This is a genomic window from Halobacterium sp. MBLA0001, assembly GCF_049705385.1.
Lineage (GTDB): Archaea > Halobacteriota > Halobacteria > Halobacteriales > Halobacteriaceae > Halobacterium > Halobacterium salinarum.
The window spans coordinates 24,020-43,067 of the sequence record NZ_JBNAMQ010000006.1; the positions used below are offsets into that span (position 1 = coordinate 24,020).

General features: G+C 57.9%; 16 protein-coding genes and 1 pseudogene. 12 read left to right on the forward strand and 5 right to left on the reverse strand.

The features are described from left to right. The first annotated feature begins 113 nt into the window (after positions 1-113). The 4 genes from tbsP to ACOZ32_RS01050 all read left to right on the forward strand — a co-directional run bounded on the left by tbsP (position 114) and on the right by ACOZ32_RS01050 (position 3,974). Positions 114-872, forward strand: coding sequence for a transcriptional regulator TbsP (gene tbsP, locus ACOZ32_RS01035; protein WP_349253427.1), 759 nt, complete (start codon positions 114-116; stop codon positions 870-872). Positions 873-1,214: 342 nt separating this feature from the next. Continuing rightward, positions 1,215-1,751, forward strand: a complete 537-nt coding sequence (locus tag ACOZ32_RS01040) for a hypothetical protein (RefSeq protein ID WP_285258106.1) — start codon at positions 1,215-1,217, stop codon at positions 1,749-1,751. Positions 1,752-2,226: 475 nt separating this feature from the next. Continuing rightward, positions 2,227-2,820, forward strand: coding sequence for a hypothetical protein (locus tag ACOZ32_RS01045; protein ID WP_285258107.1), 594 nt, complete (start codon positions 2,227-2,229; stop codon positions 2,818-2,820). Further along, positions 2,817-3,974 carry a hypothetical protein gene (locus ACOZ32_RS01050; RefSeq protein WP_424334850.1) on the forward strand — a complete coding sequence of 386 codons (1,158 nt, stop codon included), beginning with the start codon at positions 2,817-2,819 and terminating at the stop codon, positions 3,972-3,974. The genes ACOZ32_RS01045 and ACOZ32_RS01050 overlap by 4 nt, the downstream gene beginning before the upstream one ends. Here ACOZ32_RS01050 and ACOZ32_RS01055 read toward each other — a convergent pair. Both ACOZ32_RS01055 and ACOZ32_RS01060 read right to left on the reverse strand, forming a co-directional pair. Further along, positions 3,971-5,245 carry an IS4-like element ISH8A family transposase gene (locus tag ACOZ32_RS01055; protein WP_424334857.1) on the reverse strand — a complete coding sequence of 425 codons (1,275 nt, stop codon included), beginning with the start codon at positions 5,243-5,245 and terminating at the stop codon, positions 3,971-3,973. The genes ACOZ32_RS01050 and ACOZ32_RS01055 overlap by 4 nt on opposite strands. Positions 5,246-5,374: 129 nt before the next feature. Next, positions 5,375-5,824 carry a universal stress protein gene (locus tag ACOZ32_RS01060; protein ID WP_049986208.1) on the reverse strand — a complete coding sequence of 150 codons (450 nt, stop codon included), beginning with the start codon at positions 5,822-5,824 and terminating at the stop codon, positions 5,375-5,377. 184 nt (positions 5,825-6,008) lie between these two features. On the opposite strand from ACOZ32_RS01060, the gene ACOZ32_RS01065 reads away from it, so the two are divergent. Continuing rightward, positions 6,009-6,509 carry a CBS domain-containing protein gene (locus tag ACOZ32_RS01065; protein WP_004594590.1) on the forward strand — a complete coding sequence of 167 codons (501 nt, stop codon included), beginning with the start codon at positions 6,009-6,011 and terminating at the stop codon, positions 6,507-6,509. A gap of 70 nt (positions 6,510-6,579) precedes the next feature. Here the strand turns inward: ACOZ32_RS01065 and acnA are convergent, their stop codons facing one another. Together acnA and ACOZ32_RS01075 are read right to left on the reverse strand one after the other, a co-directional pair. Continuing rightward, positions 6,580-9,363, reverse strand: coding sequence for an aconitate hydratase AcnA (gene acnA, locus ACOZ32_RS01070; protein WP_424334851.1), 2,784 nt, complete (start codon positions 9,361-9,363; stop codon positions 6,580-6,582). 71 nt (positions 9,364-9,434) lie between these two features. After that, positions 9,435-9,632 carry a heavy-metal-associated domain-containing protein gene (locus ACOZ32_RS01075; protein WP_424334852.1) on the reverse strand — a complete coding sequence of 66 codons (198 nt, stop codon included), beginning with the start codon at positions 9,630-9,632 and terminating at the stop codon, positions 9,435-9,437. A 134-nt stretch (positions 9,633-9,766) separates the two neighbouring features. Between ACOZ32_RS01075 and ACOZ32_RS01080 the strand changes: the two are divergent. The 7 genes and pseudogenes from ACOZ32_RS01080 to ACOZ32_RS01110 form a co-directional block, all read left to right on the forward strand. Continuing rightward, positions 9,767-9,886: pseudogene (locus ACOZ32_RS01080) on the forward strand (Lrp/AsnC family transcriptional regulator); the annotation flags it as partial. 101 nt (positions 9,887-9,987) lie between these two features. Next, positions 9,988-11,580: a transposase gene (locus ACOZ32_RS01085; protein WP_285253937.1), complete on the forward strand. Its 1,593-nt coding sequence runs from the start codon at positions 9,988-9,990 to the stop codon at positions 11,578-11,580. Between the two features lie 172 nt (positions 11,581-11,752). Beyond that, positions 11,753-12,265 (forward strand): ArsR family transcriptional regulator, encoded by a 513-nt coding sequence (locus ACOZ32_RS01090; protein WP_424334853.1) that lies wholly within the window; start codon positions 11,753-11,755, stop codon positions 12,263-12,265. 94 nt (positions 12,266-12,359) lie between these two features. Beyond that, complete coding sequence (locus ACOZ32_RS01095) at positions 12,360-14,966, forward strand: heavy metal translocating P-type ATPase (protein ID WP_424334854.1); 2,607 nt, start codon at positions 12,360-12,362, stop codon at positions 14,964-14,966. A gap of 17 nt (positions 14,967-14,983) precedes the next feature. After that, positions 14,984-15,208, forward strand: a complete 225-nt coding sequence (locus tag ACOZ32_RS01100) for a DUF7123 family protein (RefSeq protein ID WP_004594599.1) — start codon at positions 14,984-14,986, stop codon at positions 15,206-15,208. After that, positions 15,205-16,206 (forward strand): DUF63 family protein, encoded by a 1,002-nt coding sequence (locus ACOZ32_RS01105; protein WP_424334855.1) that lies wholly within the window; start codon positions 15,205-15,207, stop codon positions 16,204-16,206. Before ACOZ32_RS01100 ends, ACOZ32_RS01105 begins: the two co-directional genes overlap by 4 nt. Before the next feature lie 67 nt (positions 16,207-16,273). Beyond that, the gene (locus ACOZ32_RS01110) at positions 16,274-17,410 is read left to right on the forward strand and encodes an NAD(P)/FAD-dependent oxidoreductase (RefSeq protein WP_424334856.1); all 1,137 of its coding nucleotides are present in this window, start codon (positions 16,274-16,276) and stop codon (positions 17,408-17,410) included. Between the two features lie 222 nt (positions 17,411-17,632). On the opposite strand, the gene ACOZ32_RS01115 is transcribed toward ACOZ32_RS01110, so the two are convergent. Then, positions 17,633-18,787 carry a hypothetical protein gene (locus ACOZ32_RS01115; RefSeq protein WP_010890480.1) on the reverse strand — a complete coding sequence of 385 codons (1,155 nt, stop codon included), beginning with the start codon at positions 18,785-18,787 and terminating at the stop codon, positions 17,633-17,635. Positions 18,788-19,048 lie beyond the last annotated feature (261 nt).

Below are 19,048 nucleotides of genomic sequence, written 5' to 3' on the forward strand. Positions count from 1 at the left end.
GAAAACACCGACACAGAACCACCCTACCGAGTAGTCAACTACCCCGCCCTACTTCGCTCACCCTGACGCGTTCGCTCGTGGAGGCTGGAGCTTGTCCGTGAACTCGGCCTCGAATCCATCTACGTCGAATTGATGAGAGACGTCGCGGCGAGACCGTCGGGGAACTCGTCGACGTCGCCAACGCCTACGAAGGGGAGCTTCCGTCCATTCGACTGCTCGGCGACGAGCGCACGCTGAAGGACGTGACCGACGACTTCCTCGTCGCGAGCACGGCCGCAACCCTCGTCGAGGACGACGCCCTCGAGCTGCGGACCGTCGACTGCAACGCCCGGTCGTCGATGCTTGTCACGGCGGACCGCACGGTCGCACTCGTCAAGGTTGGCAGGCTCGTCGGCGGGCTCACGACCGACCACGCCGAATTCGCCGAGACCGCCGACGACGCCGTCGCCGACGACTGGGAGGATAGCGAACCGTTCACGCTTCGGACGCCCGCTATCGACCGCGTCCGCCAGACGCTCGACGCGAAGCTCGGCACGGACGTCAAGGCGGACTTCCAAGCGATCCTCGCATCTATGGAGACCGCACGCGGTGGCGGCGACGGCCTCGACGGGGTCACCGTCAGCCTGCTGGCCGCCGCGAAGAATCGCGAACTCTTCTACGACATCAGCAAGTGGGGCGAGGACGTCGGCGTCGCGTCGAAGGCGACGTTCTCCCGCACGAAAACCAAACTCGAAGACCTCGGGCTTATCGACACGGAGAAAGTTCCTATCGACATCGGTCGGCCGCGTCTCCGCCTGAAGCTCGCCGACGACCGCCTCGAAGACGCGCCGCCCGCCGAACTCGCAAATGCCGCCCAGTCGGTTCTCTCGTAAGTCCGCCCGTCGAAGCCGTCCAAGAGGTGCTCGCGGACATCGACGCGAGGACCTGACCATCACTGTCGACCGAGCGACCGACGCCGAAGACGCAACCGCCAGCACCGGGTTTTCGAGCGCCGGCGATGGGTGCCGGCGCATTCAGGAGCAGGCATCAACTCCGGGTGCGTCGGCGCTTCGAGGTGTTCGAGATGCACATGGTCAGATACAGTCTGGTAGAGGCATCGATGCACGACGACGTGCTGGCCACCGGCAACACGGTGCGGATTCGTATGCGTGTGCCGTCTTCGATTGTTACGCGACCGAAGTACTTTGACGATAGCAGTGCTGGCATCTTCTACGATGGTTCCCGACCAGGCTACTGGGACGGTTTCTGTGGGTGGGTCAGTGATCGATAGCGAGGATTCCGACCCCAACGAGGCAATCGTAATCTGGCGGCCGGACGACCAGACGATTGCTGACTGGGAGTATGAGACGGATGCTGGGACACGCACGACAGCCGAGGACAATTCCGGCTGTCCGCCCGACGCGCAACTCGTTGTCGTGGCGTTCCGGTCAACATTGGCTGACGCCTGGCCCGACTGGCAGGACGCCGACCCCGATGTACTCTTCGAGGAGGCTGGACAGCGTGACATCAACCGATATGGATTCCCCGAACAGCGACTGGAGCCCATCGAACCAGGGGCATTGGATGCTCAGTGGCTCGACGGGCTTGCAGACCGGTTAGCTGACGCTGGCTGGGACGTAACTCACAAGACGACGACGTTGGACGTCCAACAGTTCGGTGAATCGTACCGCATCACTGCTGACGGAACGGTCGACGGTGACGGTGACCACCGGACACCCCTAGAGAATCTCGTCGAGATGGAACAGTCCTAACCACAGTACTCAGCCTCCCACGTTCCGTGGATAACATGTATCCCGTCGGCAGAGACACTAGAGCAGTCTTTCAGTGCATTTCAACAATCGATGGATCGCGTCGCAAAGCGGTCTAGATGTTGCTTGATCAAATTATAGGTGAGTCTACAAACTGTATCTTAGCGCTTCAAACCACCGTACACTAGGTGGTCCAGTTCTACCCCTGTGGTAGATAGAACAGCGCTCAGCACAGCAGCGAACTCTACAGAACTTGCGATACAATCAATCGATGAAACAAACTCTCCAAATCCGACTCCCACGGAACCTACTGCTTCACGTCGATCATGAAGAGACACTGTTAGAGCGTGTACGTCATTCCACCGATGGAAACGAGTTAGTTCTCGCACCAATTGAATTACACCAAAGAAACATACAGCGTCGACTCCGCGAATCCCAACTCCCCAAAGATAGCCTCAAATTCGCAGATCCACCTGAGGTGGGAAAGCAACTCAGTCCAGACGGCCAGCGTTCGGTGGCTGCTATCGACCGCATCGACCGCCTATCGATGATTCAGTCCCTCCTGACAGAGAATAACGGGTTGGACCTGGATACACCGATGATACCGTCTGCGCCACAGGAGATTGAACAGATTAGAACGGTAGTTGAGAGTGTAACAGGGTTCCACCCAGAGCGCCTTGACACATTTCACGAAACTGCGGAGGGACTCCCCTCGCCAATTGATGCCGATTCCACTGAAATCTTGAAGGCAGCTGTAACAGTTGAACGATACCTCCGCCAGAATACTGAGAAGGCGGTTTCCGATGTCGAATTCGTTCGATGTGCCTCACGAAACCTTCTTCGGACAGATGGGGCCTGCCTGGACGCCACGTTCCCAGACGTCGAACGGATCTCGCTTGTGGGTATCAGTAGTCTCCCTGCAGCACATGCCGATCTACTGCACGCAATTCTGGAAACAACGCAGGTGCCGGTTCACACCCATCTCCGCCGTGGAACCGAATCATATCTTTCGCGTCGCCTTCCGGACCTTCTCAATATCACCAAGCCTGGTACGGTGGTGTTCGACTCGTGACCGCTGAGAATCGCCTCAACCTTTCGGACCCACTCGAAGCCCCGAACGTACCTATTGCTGAGATCGAAGCGAGGACACGGCGAGCGGAGGCCAGAAGTGTAATGGCGACTGTCGCGAGTCTTCGAGACCACGGTGTCCCGGCGCGGGACATTGCCGTAGTCGTCCGCGACCTCGACAACTACGAGGAACCATTGTACCGTGCGTCCGTTCACTATGGGCTCACACCCGTGTTTTGGGTGCAGCTCAGGGTAACACAGACACGCCCATTCGCGCTCATCGAATCGGTATGTGACGTCCTCGGCATGGACACTCCATCTCGGGAGGTACTCTGTCGTCCGCTCGAACATCGGTGGGCCCCGCTGTCGGCGACATCGTCGGAGTGGCCGATCGACCCCAAGACAGTTCAGAAGTCGATGCAGGCGCTCCCAGACGAATCACGAACGCTCAGCGAATGGCACGACGAGCTCGAAGCAAACCCGAGAATAGACGAACGTTTCGTGACGTATGCTGAGTGGCTTCGTGACTGTCCTGAACCAACCCCGGATGCCGTGACAAGTATTCTTGCCGATGTCGTCGATGTGTACGAGGAGCTCGGCCTCCCGGTAACGAAGGAGAATGATTCACCCTCCCTTATCGAGACAGAGCGCGACGCGCGAGCAGTCGTGCGCGTGAAAACGCTCGTCCAACAGCTGCGTCACAAGTATGCAGATCGGCTTGCTGACGGAACACTTGAGCGGTCGTGGCGTAGCGTCGCAGAGTTGAGTCAGCTAATCGCCACTCAGCGTCCCGGCCGACGGGAGCACTCGAACGCACGTGCTATCGATATCTTGGAAGCGAACGATATCTGGCTGTTGAACGTTCCGTACGTCTTCGCTGTCGGATTGGTCGACGGTGAGTGGCCCCAGCAAACAGAGAGTGTCGTCCCCCCGGAACTCCAAGAAACGATCCTTCGGGGCAACGGGCCGGTCGGAACGCTCGCACCACGAACAGCATGGACAACGGGCCGTGACCGCGACCAATTTGACGACACGTTGCGAGCCGCTGAAACTGGACTGATCGTGACTCGCCACACAGAATCTCCCTCGGGAGAAGAACGCCGTCCATCCCCGTTATTAGACCATCTGGATACCGACACTGCATCCGTCTTTAGTTAAGCCTCACACCTCGGTTGTGTAGTGGTAGCGAGCGTCTCTTGTAAGATTGGTCGTTGCTTGTGGATCTTTTGAGCGTCTTCGATCAGCCGGTCGAGCAGCGGCGGTGGTGAATAGCCGAGGAACTCACCGAGTTCGTGGAGAATGAGCTGGGCGTGCGACCGGAAGGTCGCCGCCCAGCGCTCTGTCGGAAACACAAGCTCATCATCCGCCTGCTCAGTGACTAGATCCAACAGATCGCGGCTTACAAGCAGCGACAGCAGCGCTGCGTACAATAAGATCCTCACCACGTGTTCGTCACTCGTGTCGAACTCATCCAATTCGTACTGCGTCTTCAGCTCCCGGAACAGCAACTCAACTTCCCACCGACAGCGGTAGATCTCCGCTAAATCCGCCGGAAAGAACTCCTTCCTCGCTAAATTCGTCATGTACAGGTGGTAGTCGTCGGCGTCCTCGTCGCGGACGCCGACGACGCGAAATCGCTTCGTATCTAGTGACCGCGTCCCATTGTACGGCCCTCGTTTGAATTCGACTTCGACTTCTACATCGATGTACTTCCGATCGAGATCGTCGAGAACAGCTCGGAGCTGCTTGCCCTCTAAGGGAATGGCGCGACCGCGCCATTCCCGTAACTCCCTCGTAATCAGCGGATTCGCGTTATCCTTCAGCCGACTCACGAAGTAGCCGTCGTTTTCGTCGATCAGCGCAAACCGGCGGTACTTGAAGTAGGCGAGATCGAACAACACGAGGCGATTCTCAAGCCACGGCCCTGTTTTGAACAAGGTGCTGTCGTGCGTTTTCTCGTTAGCAGTATCGAGCCGTTCAATCGTCTGCTCTGTGGCATTGTGGAGCAGGTGGAGCTTCGCTCCAGCCTGCTCCTCGTGGCGGGCTTCGAACTGATCTGAGAGAAATTCGTGTAACCGCAACACCGTTCCATCAGCGATCATCACGTCTCTAAATCGGTCGATATCAGCGTCAACAGCGTTAGGAACAGCGACCTCGTCGAGACCATGCTCGACGAGGTCGCGGAGATACTCCGCAAGCGTCGGTGTCAACCGCTGATAGAATCCACCCGGAGAGATCGTCTCATCGGCAGTCGAGTTGTAACAGCGTCTAAACCCGGCGAGTGTTCGGCTTTCGCCTGCGGCGAAGCCGAACACGAATGCCCAAACGAAGGCAGGGATCTGGAGCTTGCGGTCACGTTCGACCACGCCGAGTTCCTCGGCGTGCTCTTCAAGGAACTCAGAGGGAAACAGTGTAGTGAGCCGACGCATAATCCGAGATGAGGAGTCCTTGTCGTGCACAGACTGGACTTCCTCATTCCTTCCGAAAGGTGCCTCGATAAGCCGCCGCTATCACGCGGTTTCTCGCTTAACTAAAGACGGATGCTGACTGTTCTTCCCCTATTCGTCGACTTCCGTCTTCACGACGGTCGCTGGGCGGGTCGTCAATCGAAGGACGCGGTCGGTCACGCTTCCGAGCAAGGCCCGGTATTCTTCCGTCCGGTGTTTCGTTCCAAGTACAAGTAGATCCACATCTTCGACATCAGCATACCGTACAATCGTCTCAGCCGGTCGGCCGTGCTCAATTGCTTTGACAACATTGACACCGACCTCCTTCGCTTTATATTGGATGTCTGCGATTGTTTCCGTTCCAAGTTCTTCGAGGCCATGTTCTGGGCCCTCGGCTTCATCAACGTACTCGTCACCGCTGTATGCTGTTACGACGTCCTCATCGACTACATACAGAACATGAAGCTCGGCAGAATGGGCCTCTGCTAGCGCGATAGCATGGGATTCAGCCTCCTCAGAAGCAACTGTCCCGTCAGTTGAGAGCAAAACCGTATCGTACATTTCTCTTGACTTATTGAGACTAGATTATAAAAACCAGTGCTCTTGGATAGTGGCGTAGCTGGTAACACTTTTTGTAACTTCACAAAGTTTGGAGATTGTCGTCTCTCAGGGTTGAAGAGTGGAGGATTTCTATGACGACCAGCTGATGCTAAGCTATTTCCTGTTATGAGTCGTACTGATTAGCATGGGTACCAGACCAACTGACCTCCGGATGGACATTGGTCGTATTGCTGATGAGTCGGTCGCCCGTGTCACGCCTGACGCCACGGTTGCCGAGATCGCTCACACGATGATCTCCCAATCGCGGTGTGCCAGGTACGTGGTCGTCGAAGAATCCGATCAGATCTCTGGTATCATCACCGATCGAGACCTGATTGCTAACCTGCTCACCGAGGAAAGCGAGTTAAGTGTGCTCACAGCCGAGACGAGTGGAGACGACGTACGAGCTGCTGACGTGATGACGCGTGACCCACTTACTGTGCCAGCAGATGCTGAGATTCCAAAAGTCCTGAGACAAATGAACGAAGCGGGTGCTCGACACGTCCCGGTTGTTGAAGACGGGAGCGTTATCGGGATGATCACTCTGGACGATTTAATTACGCATGTTGCTGGTGAGAGTGCACACGTTTCAGCTCAGATGGATAACGTGGCGGGCATCATCCGAACAGAGTCTACGCACGATTGAAACGCTAATTTGCTGACTCGATGTTATTCGTGTTGCTCATGATTCCAGAAATAGAGTCAGTTGAGAGAGATTATTGCGTGAGGAGCCGTCTAAGGACGTAGTGGAGGATGCCGCCGTGTTCGATATAGGTCACGGCGGCCGGCGTGCCGACCTGTGCTGTGACCGGGAACTCGACAGTCGACCCGTCCGCACGCTCGGCGATAACGGTCAGTTCGTCCATCACGTCGAGCCCGTCATCGAGGCCGTGGATCGTGAAGATTTCCGACCCATCCAGACCGAGAGATTCCCACGAGTCGCCATCATCAAACTGCAGGGGGAGCACACCCATGCCGACGAGGTTGTCGCGGTAGATGCGCTCGTAACTCTCGGCGATGGTTGCGCGAACACCGAGTAGGTCCGTTCCTTTCGCCGCCCAGTCCCGGCTGGAGCCGGTACCGAACTCTTCGCCCGCCATCACGACGAGCGGGACTCCCTCCTCGCGGTAGCGCTGGCTGGCTTCGAACACGGTCGTCTGCTCGTCGGTTGGGTGGTGGATCGTATAGCCACCCTCGACGTCGTCGAGCATCTCGTTCTCGATGCGGACGTTGGCGAACGTCCCCCGCATCATCACCTCGTGATTGCCCCGACGTGCGCCGTAGGTGTTGAACTCGTGTGGCTCGACACCGTGATCGAGCAGCCACTGACCTGCGGGGAGGTCGGGACCGAACGGGCCGGCTGGACTGATGTGGTCGGTCGTAACGGTATCGCCGAGCGTCAGTAGACAGCGTGCGTCCTCGATATCGGCGACGCCGGGTTTCTCTACCGGGAAGTCCTTGAAGAACGGCGGTTCACGGATGTATGTCGAGTCCTCATCCCACTCGTAGACGTCACCCGTGGGCGCGTCGAGAGCAGCCCATCGCTCATCGCCCTCGAACACGGAGGCGTACTTCTCCTCGAACATCTCCGGAGAGACGTTCTCGTGGATTGCGGCCTGCACGTCCGCTGCGTCCGGCCAGATGTCCGCCAGATAGACTGGGTTACCCTCATCGTCAGTGCCCAGCGGCTCGTGTTCGAGATCGATGTCCATCCGCCCTGCGAGCCCGTAGGCGACGACGAGCGGCGGGCTCGCGAGGTAGTTCGCGCGGATCTTCGGGTGAATACGCGCCTCGAAGTTCCGATTCCCGGAGAGGACGCTCGTCGTCCAGAGGTCGTGGTCGTCGATCGCTTGCTCGATGGGATCGGGAAGTGGTCCGGCGTTCCCGATACAAGTAGTACAGCCGTAGCCGACGACCGCGTACCCGAGCTCTTCGAGATACGGAAGCAGCCCCGATTCCTCGAGGTACTGCGTGACGACGCGACTGCCGGGTGCGAGACTCGTCTTGACGTACGGCGGGACATCTAAACCTTTCTCGACGGCGTTCTGGGCAAGCAGACCAGCAGCGATCATCACCGACGGGTTCGAAGTGTTCGTACAGCTCGTGATGGCGCTGACGAGGACGTCTCCGTGTCCAATTTCCACTGTCTCACCGTCGAGGTCGACCTCGACGCGTTTGGTTAACGGGTGCAGTTCCGATTCGGGTTCGACCTGAACACCGCCGTCGGTCTCCGCACCAGCTGTACCACCTTCGCCGAGCCACCGCTGTAGGGCGTCTTCGTCGACATCATCGAGGTCGTCTTCGAACTCCCCGTGGAGAAGTCCCCGGAAGCTCTGTTTCACGTCCCCCATCGGAATCCGGTCCTGTGGCCGCTTGTATCCGGCGAGACTCGGCTCAACAGTCGAAAGATCGAACTCGACGACCTCGGTGTATTCCGGTTCCTGTTCTCCGAATAGCCCTTGCGCTTCGAGGTACTCGCGAACAAGGTCGATGTGGGCGGGGTCACGCCCGGTGAGTTCGAGATACTCGAGCGTCTGCTCGTCGACCGGGAACATACTGATCGTCGAGCCCTGTTCGGGCGCCATATTGGCGATCGTGGCTCGGTCGGGGACTGTGAGATTCTCCACACCAGGACCGAAGAACTCGACGAACCGGTCGACGACGCCGACCTCGCGGAGCCGTTCGGTGATGTGGAGCACGAGATCCGTCGCCGTTGCGCCCTCGGGTAATTCGCCTTCGAGGCGGACGCCGACGACCTCGGGGAGTTTCATCGTGACCGGCTGACCGAGCATTGCCGCTTCCGCTTCAATGCCGCCGACGCCCCAGCCGACCACACCGATGCCACCGATCATCGGGGTGTGGCTGTCCGTACCGACGAGTGTGTCCGGTAGGAGCCAGTTCTCGCCGTCTCGCTCGCGGGCGTGGACGACCCGGCCCAGATGCTCGAGATTCACCTGGTGGACGATGCCGGTCCCCGGTGGGACGACGTTGAAGTTCTCGAAGGCGTTCTGCGCCCACTTGATCGCGCGATACCGTTCGGCGTTGCGCTCGTACTCCAGTTCGACGTTCTTCTCGTAGGCGTCCTCGGAGTCGAAGTAGTCGACCTGGACGCTGTGGTCGATTACAAGATCAATAGGGATTTCTGGTTCGACCAGGGTCGGGTCCCGATCTTTGCGGTCGACTTCGGATCGAAGGGCCGCCAGGTCGACAACTGCGGGCACGCCAGTGAGATCCTGTAGGACGACTCGTGATGGAGAGAACGGAACCTCTGCGTCCGGTACGTCTGGCTCCCAGCCAGCAGCATTCTTGACGTCCGCTGCAGTAACAGTTTCGCCGTCGGCGTTCCGGAGCACCGACTCAAGCAGAATACGGATGCTCACAGGGAGCGTGTCGAGGTCACAGAGCCCCTGTTCTTCGAGTGCTCGAAGATCGGCCATCTTGTACGTCGTCCCGTCGACGTCGAGCTCGCGGACGGCATCGAACGGAAGTGTATCAGTCATAGTATCTACACCTGGGATTGGCAGTCGTATCAATCCCTCTCCGAATCCGATTCGACGAGAATCGGGATTTGTTACGCAGAGGCATCGTATCCAGCGTCTTCGACCACAATCACAAGCTCATCCCGTTCAGCGGACCCCTCGACCGTCGCGGATTCTGAGTCACGATCCGCAGTAGCGGACGTAACCCCCTCAACTTCTTCGAGTGCCTCTTCGACGGTCTGCTCGCAATGTTCGCAGGTCATTCCTTCGACGGTGATTGTCTGAGTCATATCCATTCGTAGATAGGGGCGAGTATTCTATGTGGTTTTCTGCTTAGAATCCAATGTTGTCGCAGCCCTGGATCACCGATTTCGAAGGTGTGTAGTGGGCAACAATAATGTATCCTGCGAGACGAAGCGGTCGTATGCGCAATCTGGATGAAACCGACTTAGAAATCCTCTCGTTACTCGCTGATGACGCCCGCCGCCCGTTCAGCGATATTGGCGAGGAGGTCGACTTGTCGGGGCCAGCCGTTTCTGACCGGTAGCCCGTTGCACGAGTTCGAAATTAGCTCAGGTATGTCCAAGCGATATCACTACGAGCCAGAATAGTCACTTTAACTAGATTAGAAGTCGGATCGATGGTATGCACACACAAAGATCCGACACCAGTAAGAACACCACCGCTTCGCATAAGGCCACCGTTCGTCAGTTCCTTCGAACCCACGATGAAGTCGCCTCCAAAGACGAGCTCCGCGCCGGCACCGACGTGCCGGCGTGGTATATCGACCAAATCGCCTCGACAAACACCTTCTACACCTCCCTGAACCATAACGGTCAGTACGTCGCTAGCAAACACGTTGTTGGCCATCGTGCCACCCATGACGGCTTCTGGCGACCCGAGGTGGATGACGGCGTCGCCGTCTTCCACCGCAAAGAAGACACCAAGTCCACGCTCAAGCATCTCGTGTTCAGACGCCCCTCCGGGCTTACTCCGTCCGAAGCCAACGATCTCCTCGATCGACGCTGCTACCGAGCGCTCCGGAACCTCGCCGACCAACAGGAGATCCACGCTGTCGAACACCGGAACACGACGGTCTACGTCCACAGCTGGCCGTCCCTGCGGGACGCCCAGCTGAGCCAACGCGAAACCGATCAGCCGACCGACGTCAGTCCAGTTGATACCGACGAAGAGGGCTACCTCTACCGCGACGAACTTCTCGCGACGTTTCTCTCGGTTGCTGTCTCAGAGATTCAGTCGATCCCGCCCGAACGAGCCGCCGCTCTGGTCCTCCGGCAGTTCGAGGGCGACTCCTTCGACGCCCTCGAACGCCGTCTCCGACGGAATCACTCCTTCCGGGAGGCTCTCGACTACGAGCCAGAGGACGTCCCAGACGGGACGTCGCTCTGGCGTGCCTTCGACGACCTTCACCCCGATGAACTCCGTGACTGCCTCCAGTCGATGTGTGGCGACTTACTCGCTGATCACGATCACGCCGGTGAGTTCGTCGTGATCGACGGCACGCACATCGCCGCCTGGGCAAACACACGAGAAGAAATCGCCGACGGTGAGGTCGAGGGAGCGAGTTGGGGCAAACACGAGGGGAAGTTCTACGGGTACAAGGTGTACATCGTCGTGGACGTAGCCGCAGAGCTGCCGGTCGCCATCACGATGGAGACCGGCAGCAGGAACGACTGTGCGGCGTTCGAACCGCTCATCGAGGAGTTCGATGAGCGGTACGACACCGACGATCTCCAGGCAGCACTGGCTGATGCGGGCTTCGACAGCCAAGGCAATCGAGAGTTCACCCAGGAGAAACTTAACTGTCCGCTGCTGACGGCGATCAATCCACGACGCTCAGCGCCACTGAAGGCGATCCGCGACGAGATCAAGGAGTTGTTCAAGAACCACGGTGACGAGATCGACAGTCCGTACGACGCACTCGAACGGTTACCACAAGAGCAACTCTCAGAGTACGGCGTCGAGGTCGGCAGCGTCGAAGAGACCTACATCTTCCAGGCGATCAAGGAACGAATGCATCGACACCTGCGGGCAGGTGTCGAGCGAGTATTCTCTCGGCTGAAGTCCTTTACCGGCCTCGATCGCGTCCGCGCACGCAAGGAGAACAACGTGGAAACTCACGTCGTGCTTTCGGCAGTCGCTCTGGTCGCGACGTCACTCACCGCAAAACGACAGGGGAAACCAGGACTGATACGTTCTCCCAGTCGCCTCATCTGACGGCCCTAGCCCGGAGTCGAAGCACGCGCCGCCTGAGAGGCATCGCTCTCAGGCGGCTCTATTCGTGATCGAAAACTGATTCAAACACCCGATTCAGCGAGCGTTTCTGAGACTTCTCTCACCGAATTGATTATCACTCGGCAGATTCGCACTGGATCAGTCTCACGCTGCCATGTCTGACGAATTGATCTTGAACGTGCAACAGGCTAACCGGGTAAAGCGATTACAGGAAGCTGGCATCATTAACAACTTCACGATTGACGTCAACCGGACTCATCTCCGAGCTGGTGTTCCGGTATTTATTCAGGCCGAAATCGGCTCAGCGTCGTGGGAGACCGCCCGCGAGCGGGTTCGAGAGTCAGATGGCGTTGAACACGTCTTCACGACCTCAGAGGGAGATCTTTGGTTCTATGCCCGTGTTGAAGCCCAGAACGTTCGTCAGTGGGTAGATGGGCTCTTCAACGAGATCGATGTAGCGGATTACACCGTCACGCTAATTGACGAGCTTGAATGGACGCCGTCCGTTGATGGCGTCGAATTTGCACTCACCTGTGCTGAATGTAACAATACCGTTGATAATCAAGGTGAAACGACGAGAATCGACGGAGAGATCTATCACTTCTGTTGTCCGTCCTGTCTCACACGGTTCGACGATCGGTATCAGCGACTCGAAGAGGGAGCGTAACACGGTCTTTGGAATCCAAATTTCCCTGCGGTCGAAAACCTGGCTTTCGAAGCAGCAAATTGCCTAAACCTAGACCCCGTATAGTAGACTAAGCATGACAAGCCAAACAATCCATCTCGATATCACGGGGATGTCCTGCGCCAACTGTTCGGCGACGATTCAGGACACTCTCGAATCGCTCGACGGGGTATCGGAGGCGGATGCGAACTTCGCTACCGACGAGGGTTCTGTCACCTACGACCCTGAAGAGGTATCGCTCAAAGAGATCTACGACGCGATCGACGAGGCCGGGTACGGCGCAGTCTCTGAGACGGTAACGATTGCCATCTCTGATATGACCTGTGCCAACTGCGCCGAAACCAACCAAACCGCCCTTGAAAATATTCCGGGCGTCGTTAATGCGGAGGTCAATTACGCGACTGACGAAGCACAGGTCACCTACAATCCTGCGGAGGTATCTATTGGTGCGCTGTACGATGCTATCGAGGACGCTGGCTACTCGCCCGTCCGCGAAGATGGTGCCGACGAAGAGTCGGGCCAGGACGCACGAGATGCCGCCCGTCAAGCTGAAACTCGGAAACAACTCAGGCTGACCCTCTTTGGGGCAGTGTTGTCGGCACCGTTGCTCTTCTTCCTCATCGACAATTATCTCCTCGGTGGCGCGATCGTCCCTGAAGCTGTCTTCGGTGTGGAACTTGGCTGGGTTGAGTTCCTCCTCGCCACGCCGGTACAGGCGATCCTCGGCTGGCCGTTCTATAAGAATTCGTACAAGGCGATCGTGAAGAACGGCCGCGCCAATATGGACGTGCTGATTGCGATCGGTTCAACAACGGCCTATCTATACTCTGTGGCAGTCCTTGCTGAACTCATTGCAGGTGGACTCTATTTCGACACGGCAGCCCTCATCCTCGTATTCATCACGTTGGGTAACTATCTCGAAGCTCGGTCGAAGGGCCAAGCGGGTGAGGCCCTCCGAAAGCTCCTCGAAATGGAAGCCGAAACGGCGACCATTGTCCGCGAGGACGGCAGTGAAGAAGAAGTTCCGCTCGAAGAGGTCACAACTAGTGACCGGATGAAAATCCGTCCAGGTGAGAAGATTCCCACAGACGGTGTCGTTGTCGACGGTCAGTCGGCGGTCGACGAGTCGATGGTCACTGGCGAATCGGTGCCTGTAGAGAAAGAGGAGGGCGATGAGGTCGTCGGCTCGACGATTAACGAGAACGGCGTCCTTGTCGTGGAGGCGACGAAGGTTGGAGAAGACACGGCCCTCCAACAGATCGTTCAGACTGTCAAGGAGGCGCAGTCGCGCCAGCCCGACATCCAGAATCTCGCCGACCGTATCTCCGCGTACTTCGTGCCTGCGGTCATCGCGAACGCGCTTCTCTGGGGTGTTGTCTGGTTCCTGTTCCCCGAGGCTCTCGCTGGCTTCGTCGACTGGCTCCCGTTGTGGGGGCAGGTTGCTGGTGGCCCGGCCCCGGTCGGTGGGGCCGTTTCGGTCTTCGAGTTCGCGATAATTGTCTTTGCGTCCTCGATCCTCATCGCCTGTCCCTGTGCGCTGGGGCTGGCTACGCCCGCGGCCACGATGGTCGGGACGACGATTGGTGCCCAGAACGGCGTCCTGTTCAAGGGCGGTGACATCCTCGAACGCGCAAAAGACGTCGACACGGTCGTCTTCGACAAGACGGGCACGCTCACGGAGGGTGAAATGGAACTCACCGACGTGGTCGTCTTTGATAGCGATGGAAATGTGGTGACTGACGGTGGCGAGCCGACGCCAGATGGTGGACAGCTCAGCACTCGTGACCGCCTCTCAGAGGATGATGTGCTTCGACTGGCGGCGATAGCTGAAAGTGGCAGCGAACACCCGCTCGCCCGGGCAATCGTCGATGGGGCCGAAGAACGCGGCCTGGACGTGACTGAGCCTGACGACTTCGAGAACGTTCCGGGCCACGGGATCAAAGCAGTCATTGGTGACAGCGAGGTGCTGGTCGGTAACCGCAAGCTGCTGCGGGACAACGGGATCGACCCCTCTCCCGCTGAGGAGACGATGGAACGCCTTGAGAACGAGGGGAAGACGGCGATGCTGGTCGCCTACGAGGGGGAGCTCGTGGGTGTGGTCGCCGACGCTGACACAGTGAAGGAAAGCTCCAAGCAGGCTGTCACAGCACTCCAGGAGCGGGGAGTTGACGTGATGATGATTACGGGCGACAACGAGCGAACTGCCCGTGCGGTCGCTAAACAGGTGGGTATCGACCCGAAGAACGTCCGCGCAGGAGTCCTTCCTGAGGACAAGTCCAACGCGGTCGACAGTATTCAAGACGAGGGCCGGCAGGCGATGATGGTCGGTGACGGCGTCAACGACGCGCCGGCGCTCGCGGTCGCACACGTCGGGACAGCAATCGGCTCCGGCACCGACGTCGCCATCGAGGCTGCAGACGTCACGTTGATGCGAGACGACCCGCTCGACGTGGTAAAGGCGATCCGAATCTCAGACGCGACACTCCAGAAGATCAAACAGAACCTCGTGTGGGCGCTCGGTTACAACACGGCGATGATTCCGTTAGCGTCGCTCGGCCTCCTCCAGCCCGTGCTCGCTGCAGCAGCAATGGCGTTCTCGTCGGTGTCGGTGCTGACGAACAGTCTCCTGTTCCGGCGGTACACCCCCGATCACGACTACAAGCTCTTCGGATTTCTTCGCTAACCGTCACCTCTAGATCAATGTCGAATATTTCCCGGCACACGGTTCGAAGGTACCTCGTCGAGACAGCCAGTAGCGAACCGACATACCTCCGGGCTCGCGAGATTGCCAGCGACCTCGACGGATCTCCCAAGGCAGTCGCGCAGTACCTCAGCCAGCTCCAGGACGAACTCACAATCGTTTCACTCGAACAGTGGGGGCGCTCGAAAAGCACGACGTGGCGATTGGAGGTGAACGGGTCGTGAGTACTGTCACCCGCCGCGTCGAGACTGCCCTTCCGGAGACCGGCTCACGCGAGTGGTGGGCGCTGTACCTGCTGGCCCCGCTCGTCCTCCTCGGTGGGGGCATCCTCGTGTTTCCGACGTTGGTCTACGACCGGTTCATCTGGCAGTATCTCTGGGGACCAGTCGTCGCAGATGCGGCCGGTCAGCCAGTCACGCACGAGGGGATTCGTGCTGTCCAGGGCTACAACGCGGTGAACACGGTAATCTACCTCGCGGCAGTCGTATACAGCCTCCCCGGACTACGTGCGTATCTCGACCAACTCGACGTCACGTTCGACGCACGACTGGCCTACGGGTTCGCTCCGATCATCATCGCAGGTGGGGCGATGCGCGCCCTCGAGGATCTCGGGCTGCTCGGGGACTACGCGGTGTGGTTCATCACGCCATCGATTTACATCGTCGTCACCGCTGTCACCATCCTCGCGCTCGGTGTCGGTGCACTCTTGCGTGACCAAAATATCGGATCTATCCCGCTAACAGTCGGGCTCGTCGGGTCGGTGTGGGCTGTCGGGGCCGTCTGGTGGGCTGTTTGGCACGGCCTCTCGACATCGACCCCACTCCGCCTATGGGTTCCTGTCGCGACGACGGGGATAGCGCTCGGCGTAACCGCACTCTACTACTGGGGCGCGAGTTTCGCCAATATCACTCACCTTCGACACCCGCTAATTCTGCTGGCCGTTTTCGGCCAGTTGTGGGACGCTGCGCAGAATCTCATCGGTGTGACGTTCCTCGGCTACTCCCCAAAGCTGATCGTGACGAATCTCGTGTACCAGGCGACTGGATTCTCCGGATCGACGTTCGTGCTGAAACTCGTCGTGACTGTCGGCATCGTGTGGTATCTCGCCGATGCGAAAGAGGAGATGAATCACACGTGGTGGTGGCTTATGACGTTCTTCATCGGAGCGATCGGACTCCCGATGGGCGTTCGTGGGTCACTTCGGATGCTGTTGGGAGCTTAACGATGGCCTCAAAGATTGGCAAAAACCGATGACTCGAACGTCCAAAATTGCGGTAATAGGTGGAGGGATGGCCGGGCTTGCAGCAGCTGCTGGATTCGACGACGCTGGATTCGTCGTCGAACTATATGAGCGGCAGTCCTACGATAGCAAACGCGTTAATTGCGGAGAAGCGATGACAGCGGTATCGAAGATCCCACTCGAGCCGACTGTAGAGAACGGCTTTCTCAATCCGCTGCCAGCGATGGAAGTGGAGGTGTATGACGGAATCGACGCCGATCGCCACCGCACTGGAGCCGGCACCTTTCCTGCTGCGGATACATATATAACTGACCGAAATGTCGTTGAGCAGTCCTGGGCAGAACAACTCTCAGAGAAGGGTGTTGACATCCACGAAAACCAGTCTATCACACGGACAGATTTCCACGAGTTCACCGATGAGTATGATCTCGTCGTTGATGCAACCGGTCAGCCATCACTCTCTAGTAAAGCGCTCGGAACAACCAACGAGTATTCAGGATATATGGTAGCGCTTAACAGTGATGTCGAAGGGGACTTCACCGAGTTGTACCCGAACAGCCGGATAATTCTGGAAAACTATACAGGGTACTCGTGGGCATTCCCGAAGACATCGCAACGAGCCAACGTTGGTATCGGCTGGACGGTCAGTGACCGGCCTAGTGATTATCTGAGGGCATTGAGGGAAGCCTGTAAGCGGAATGGGTGGCCAGTCCCGTCGCAGGAACGGACGAATGTCGCAATCATTCCCGAGGGACCAAGCCTTGATCCCGACAGAACCCATCTACCGGAGCATTCCGTCGTACGAGTGGGTGATGCTGCAGGTATCGCAAACCGACTCACCGGAAAGGGGATCTCACAGGCCGTTGAATCGGGATTCTTGGCCGCAGAGCTGGCTAACAGAGGCCAATTACACAATTATCCTGATAGATTATATCAGAGGATGAAAACGGAGTACATTTTCGCCACAGTTGTGAGATACTTTCTTGAAACTCGTAATCCCAAGGTTCTGGGAGCAGCAATTCGTGCCGCTGCCGGGATCGATATTGAAGACGTTGACCGGTCTCCGAGTACAGTTCTACTGCGTCTCCTCCGCCACCCTGTTTTATTTGCCCGTATTTTCTCGAGACGACGAGTTTTAAACCGTGTCTATGGAGGAATGACTAACCAGTGGGAGTTAATTGATTGACATCCACTTGAGTTAAATTCTCAGAATCTGTTAACTACTGAGAGGATCGGTAAGTACAGGGAACAGCCATACCACGACGAGAAACCACGTATCTGAGGTCCATCATAGATCTGCTGCAAGATTCAGCGACCGGGTTCAGCACAACGGACGAGTTTGTTTCTCTTTCCTCCAGTGATTCAGTTGTCGGGGGAAGCCCATTCGTAGAGTAGGGTGAGACAAGCCTCAAAGCGGAATTACTGCCACCAGAATCTTCGCGTAGATTACCATTGCGAGGAGTGCGAACGGGTAGGTGTTCCCGTATCCCGCAGCGACCTCATCGGCACCCGTCGCGTCGATGGCCGCCGCGAGCCCCTTCGTGTCTGTGTGCCCACCGGTGATGCCTCCGGCGGCGTGAATCCAGTCCATCTTCCAGATGACCCGGGTGAGAACCAAGCCGCCGATAATCGCAACGATGCTATTGAGGCCGGCGGTCACAACAATTTCGACGCCGTACTCCGCGATTGTCTCAACCAATCCTGACCCGGCGTCAATCCCGACCACAGCGAGGAACATCGCAAGCGTAAACGCCCGTATCTCCGAGAGAATCGTCGTCTCCATCCGCATGGTGACTGGCCCAATCTTCCCGAGATATCCAAGAACGAGCGCGGTGATGAGGACGCCACCGGTCGTCCCGAGCGTAATTACGCCGATTGGCCCTAACGGAATGGGAATGCTCCCGAGTACCGTCCCTGTGGCCAGCACGAGTGCGAACCCGAGCACGCTGAAGGTGACCACCTCGATGTTGGCGTTCTCGGCGATGTCGCTGACTTTCTCGGAGAACTGCTGTTTCTCGGCGTCGAGATTCATCCCGCTCAGTTTCGGGTAGAGCTGCTGGAACATCACGATGATGAGCACCCCGATCACGTAGCCGACGGAGTGGCCGATCTGGTACTGCTGGGCGGCCGCCTCGGGGAGGGCCTCAATCGCTGACCCGAGACCAGGGCTGCTCGTCAGCGCTCCCGAGAATGAGCCCATAATCAGGCCCGTTGACGCGTTCGGGAACACGACGACTACCCACACGTAGGTGAGGATTGCAGCAATCGTCGGCATCAGCACCGAGATAGCGATGAAGTTGAGCCCGTACGTCTTGACGGTCCCCTCGATTTCGTGCGCCGCAATCAAGCCGACTGCCGCGACGAACAGCGCGAGTGTTAGCCCCGAGTAGGCGTCCGGGACAGTGAAGCCGAAGTGTCCAAGCACCAGGCCTGCGAACAGCGGGCCTGCGACACCGAACTTGATGCCGCGGCCGAAGTTGATTCGGCCGAAGGCCATTCCCACGACGACGGCGAGGAACATCACGAACACGCCACTGCCCACGAGCGTATCAATAAACGCCATCAGGTGTTCACGCTCCCTGTGCTGCAGTGTGATTCATTTGTGTCCTGCTCAACCACGCTGGCGATAGTCTTTCGATGATGTCGGTCATGTTGGTGGATAGCGTCTTCGGATGGCCCATCTCTGAAATCACCTCAAACTGCACTGTCCGATGAACCGGTTGCCACAATTATCGGTTTAGCCCCCCGAGGGATATTCCCTGCTCGTATTCCCACAATCCCGTAATCGGGCTGGGAATTACGCGACCGCTTGATATCGCTGCCC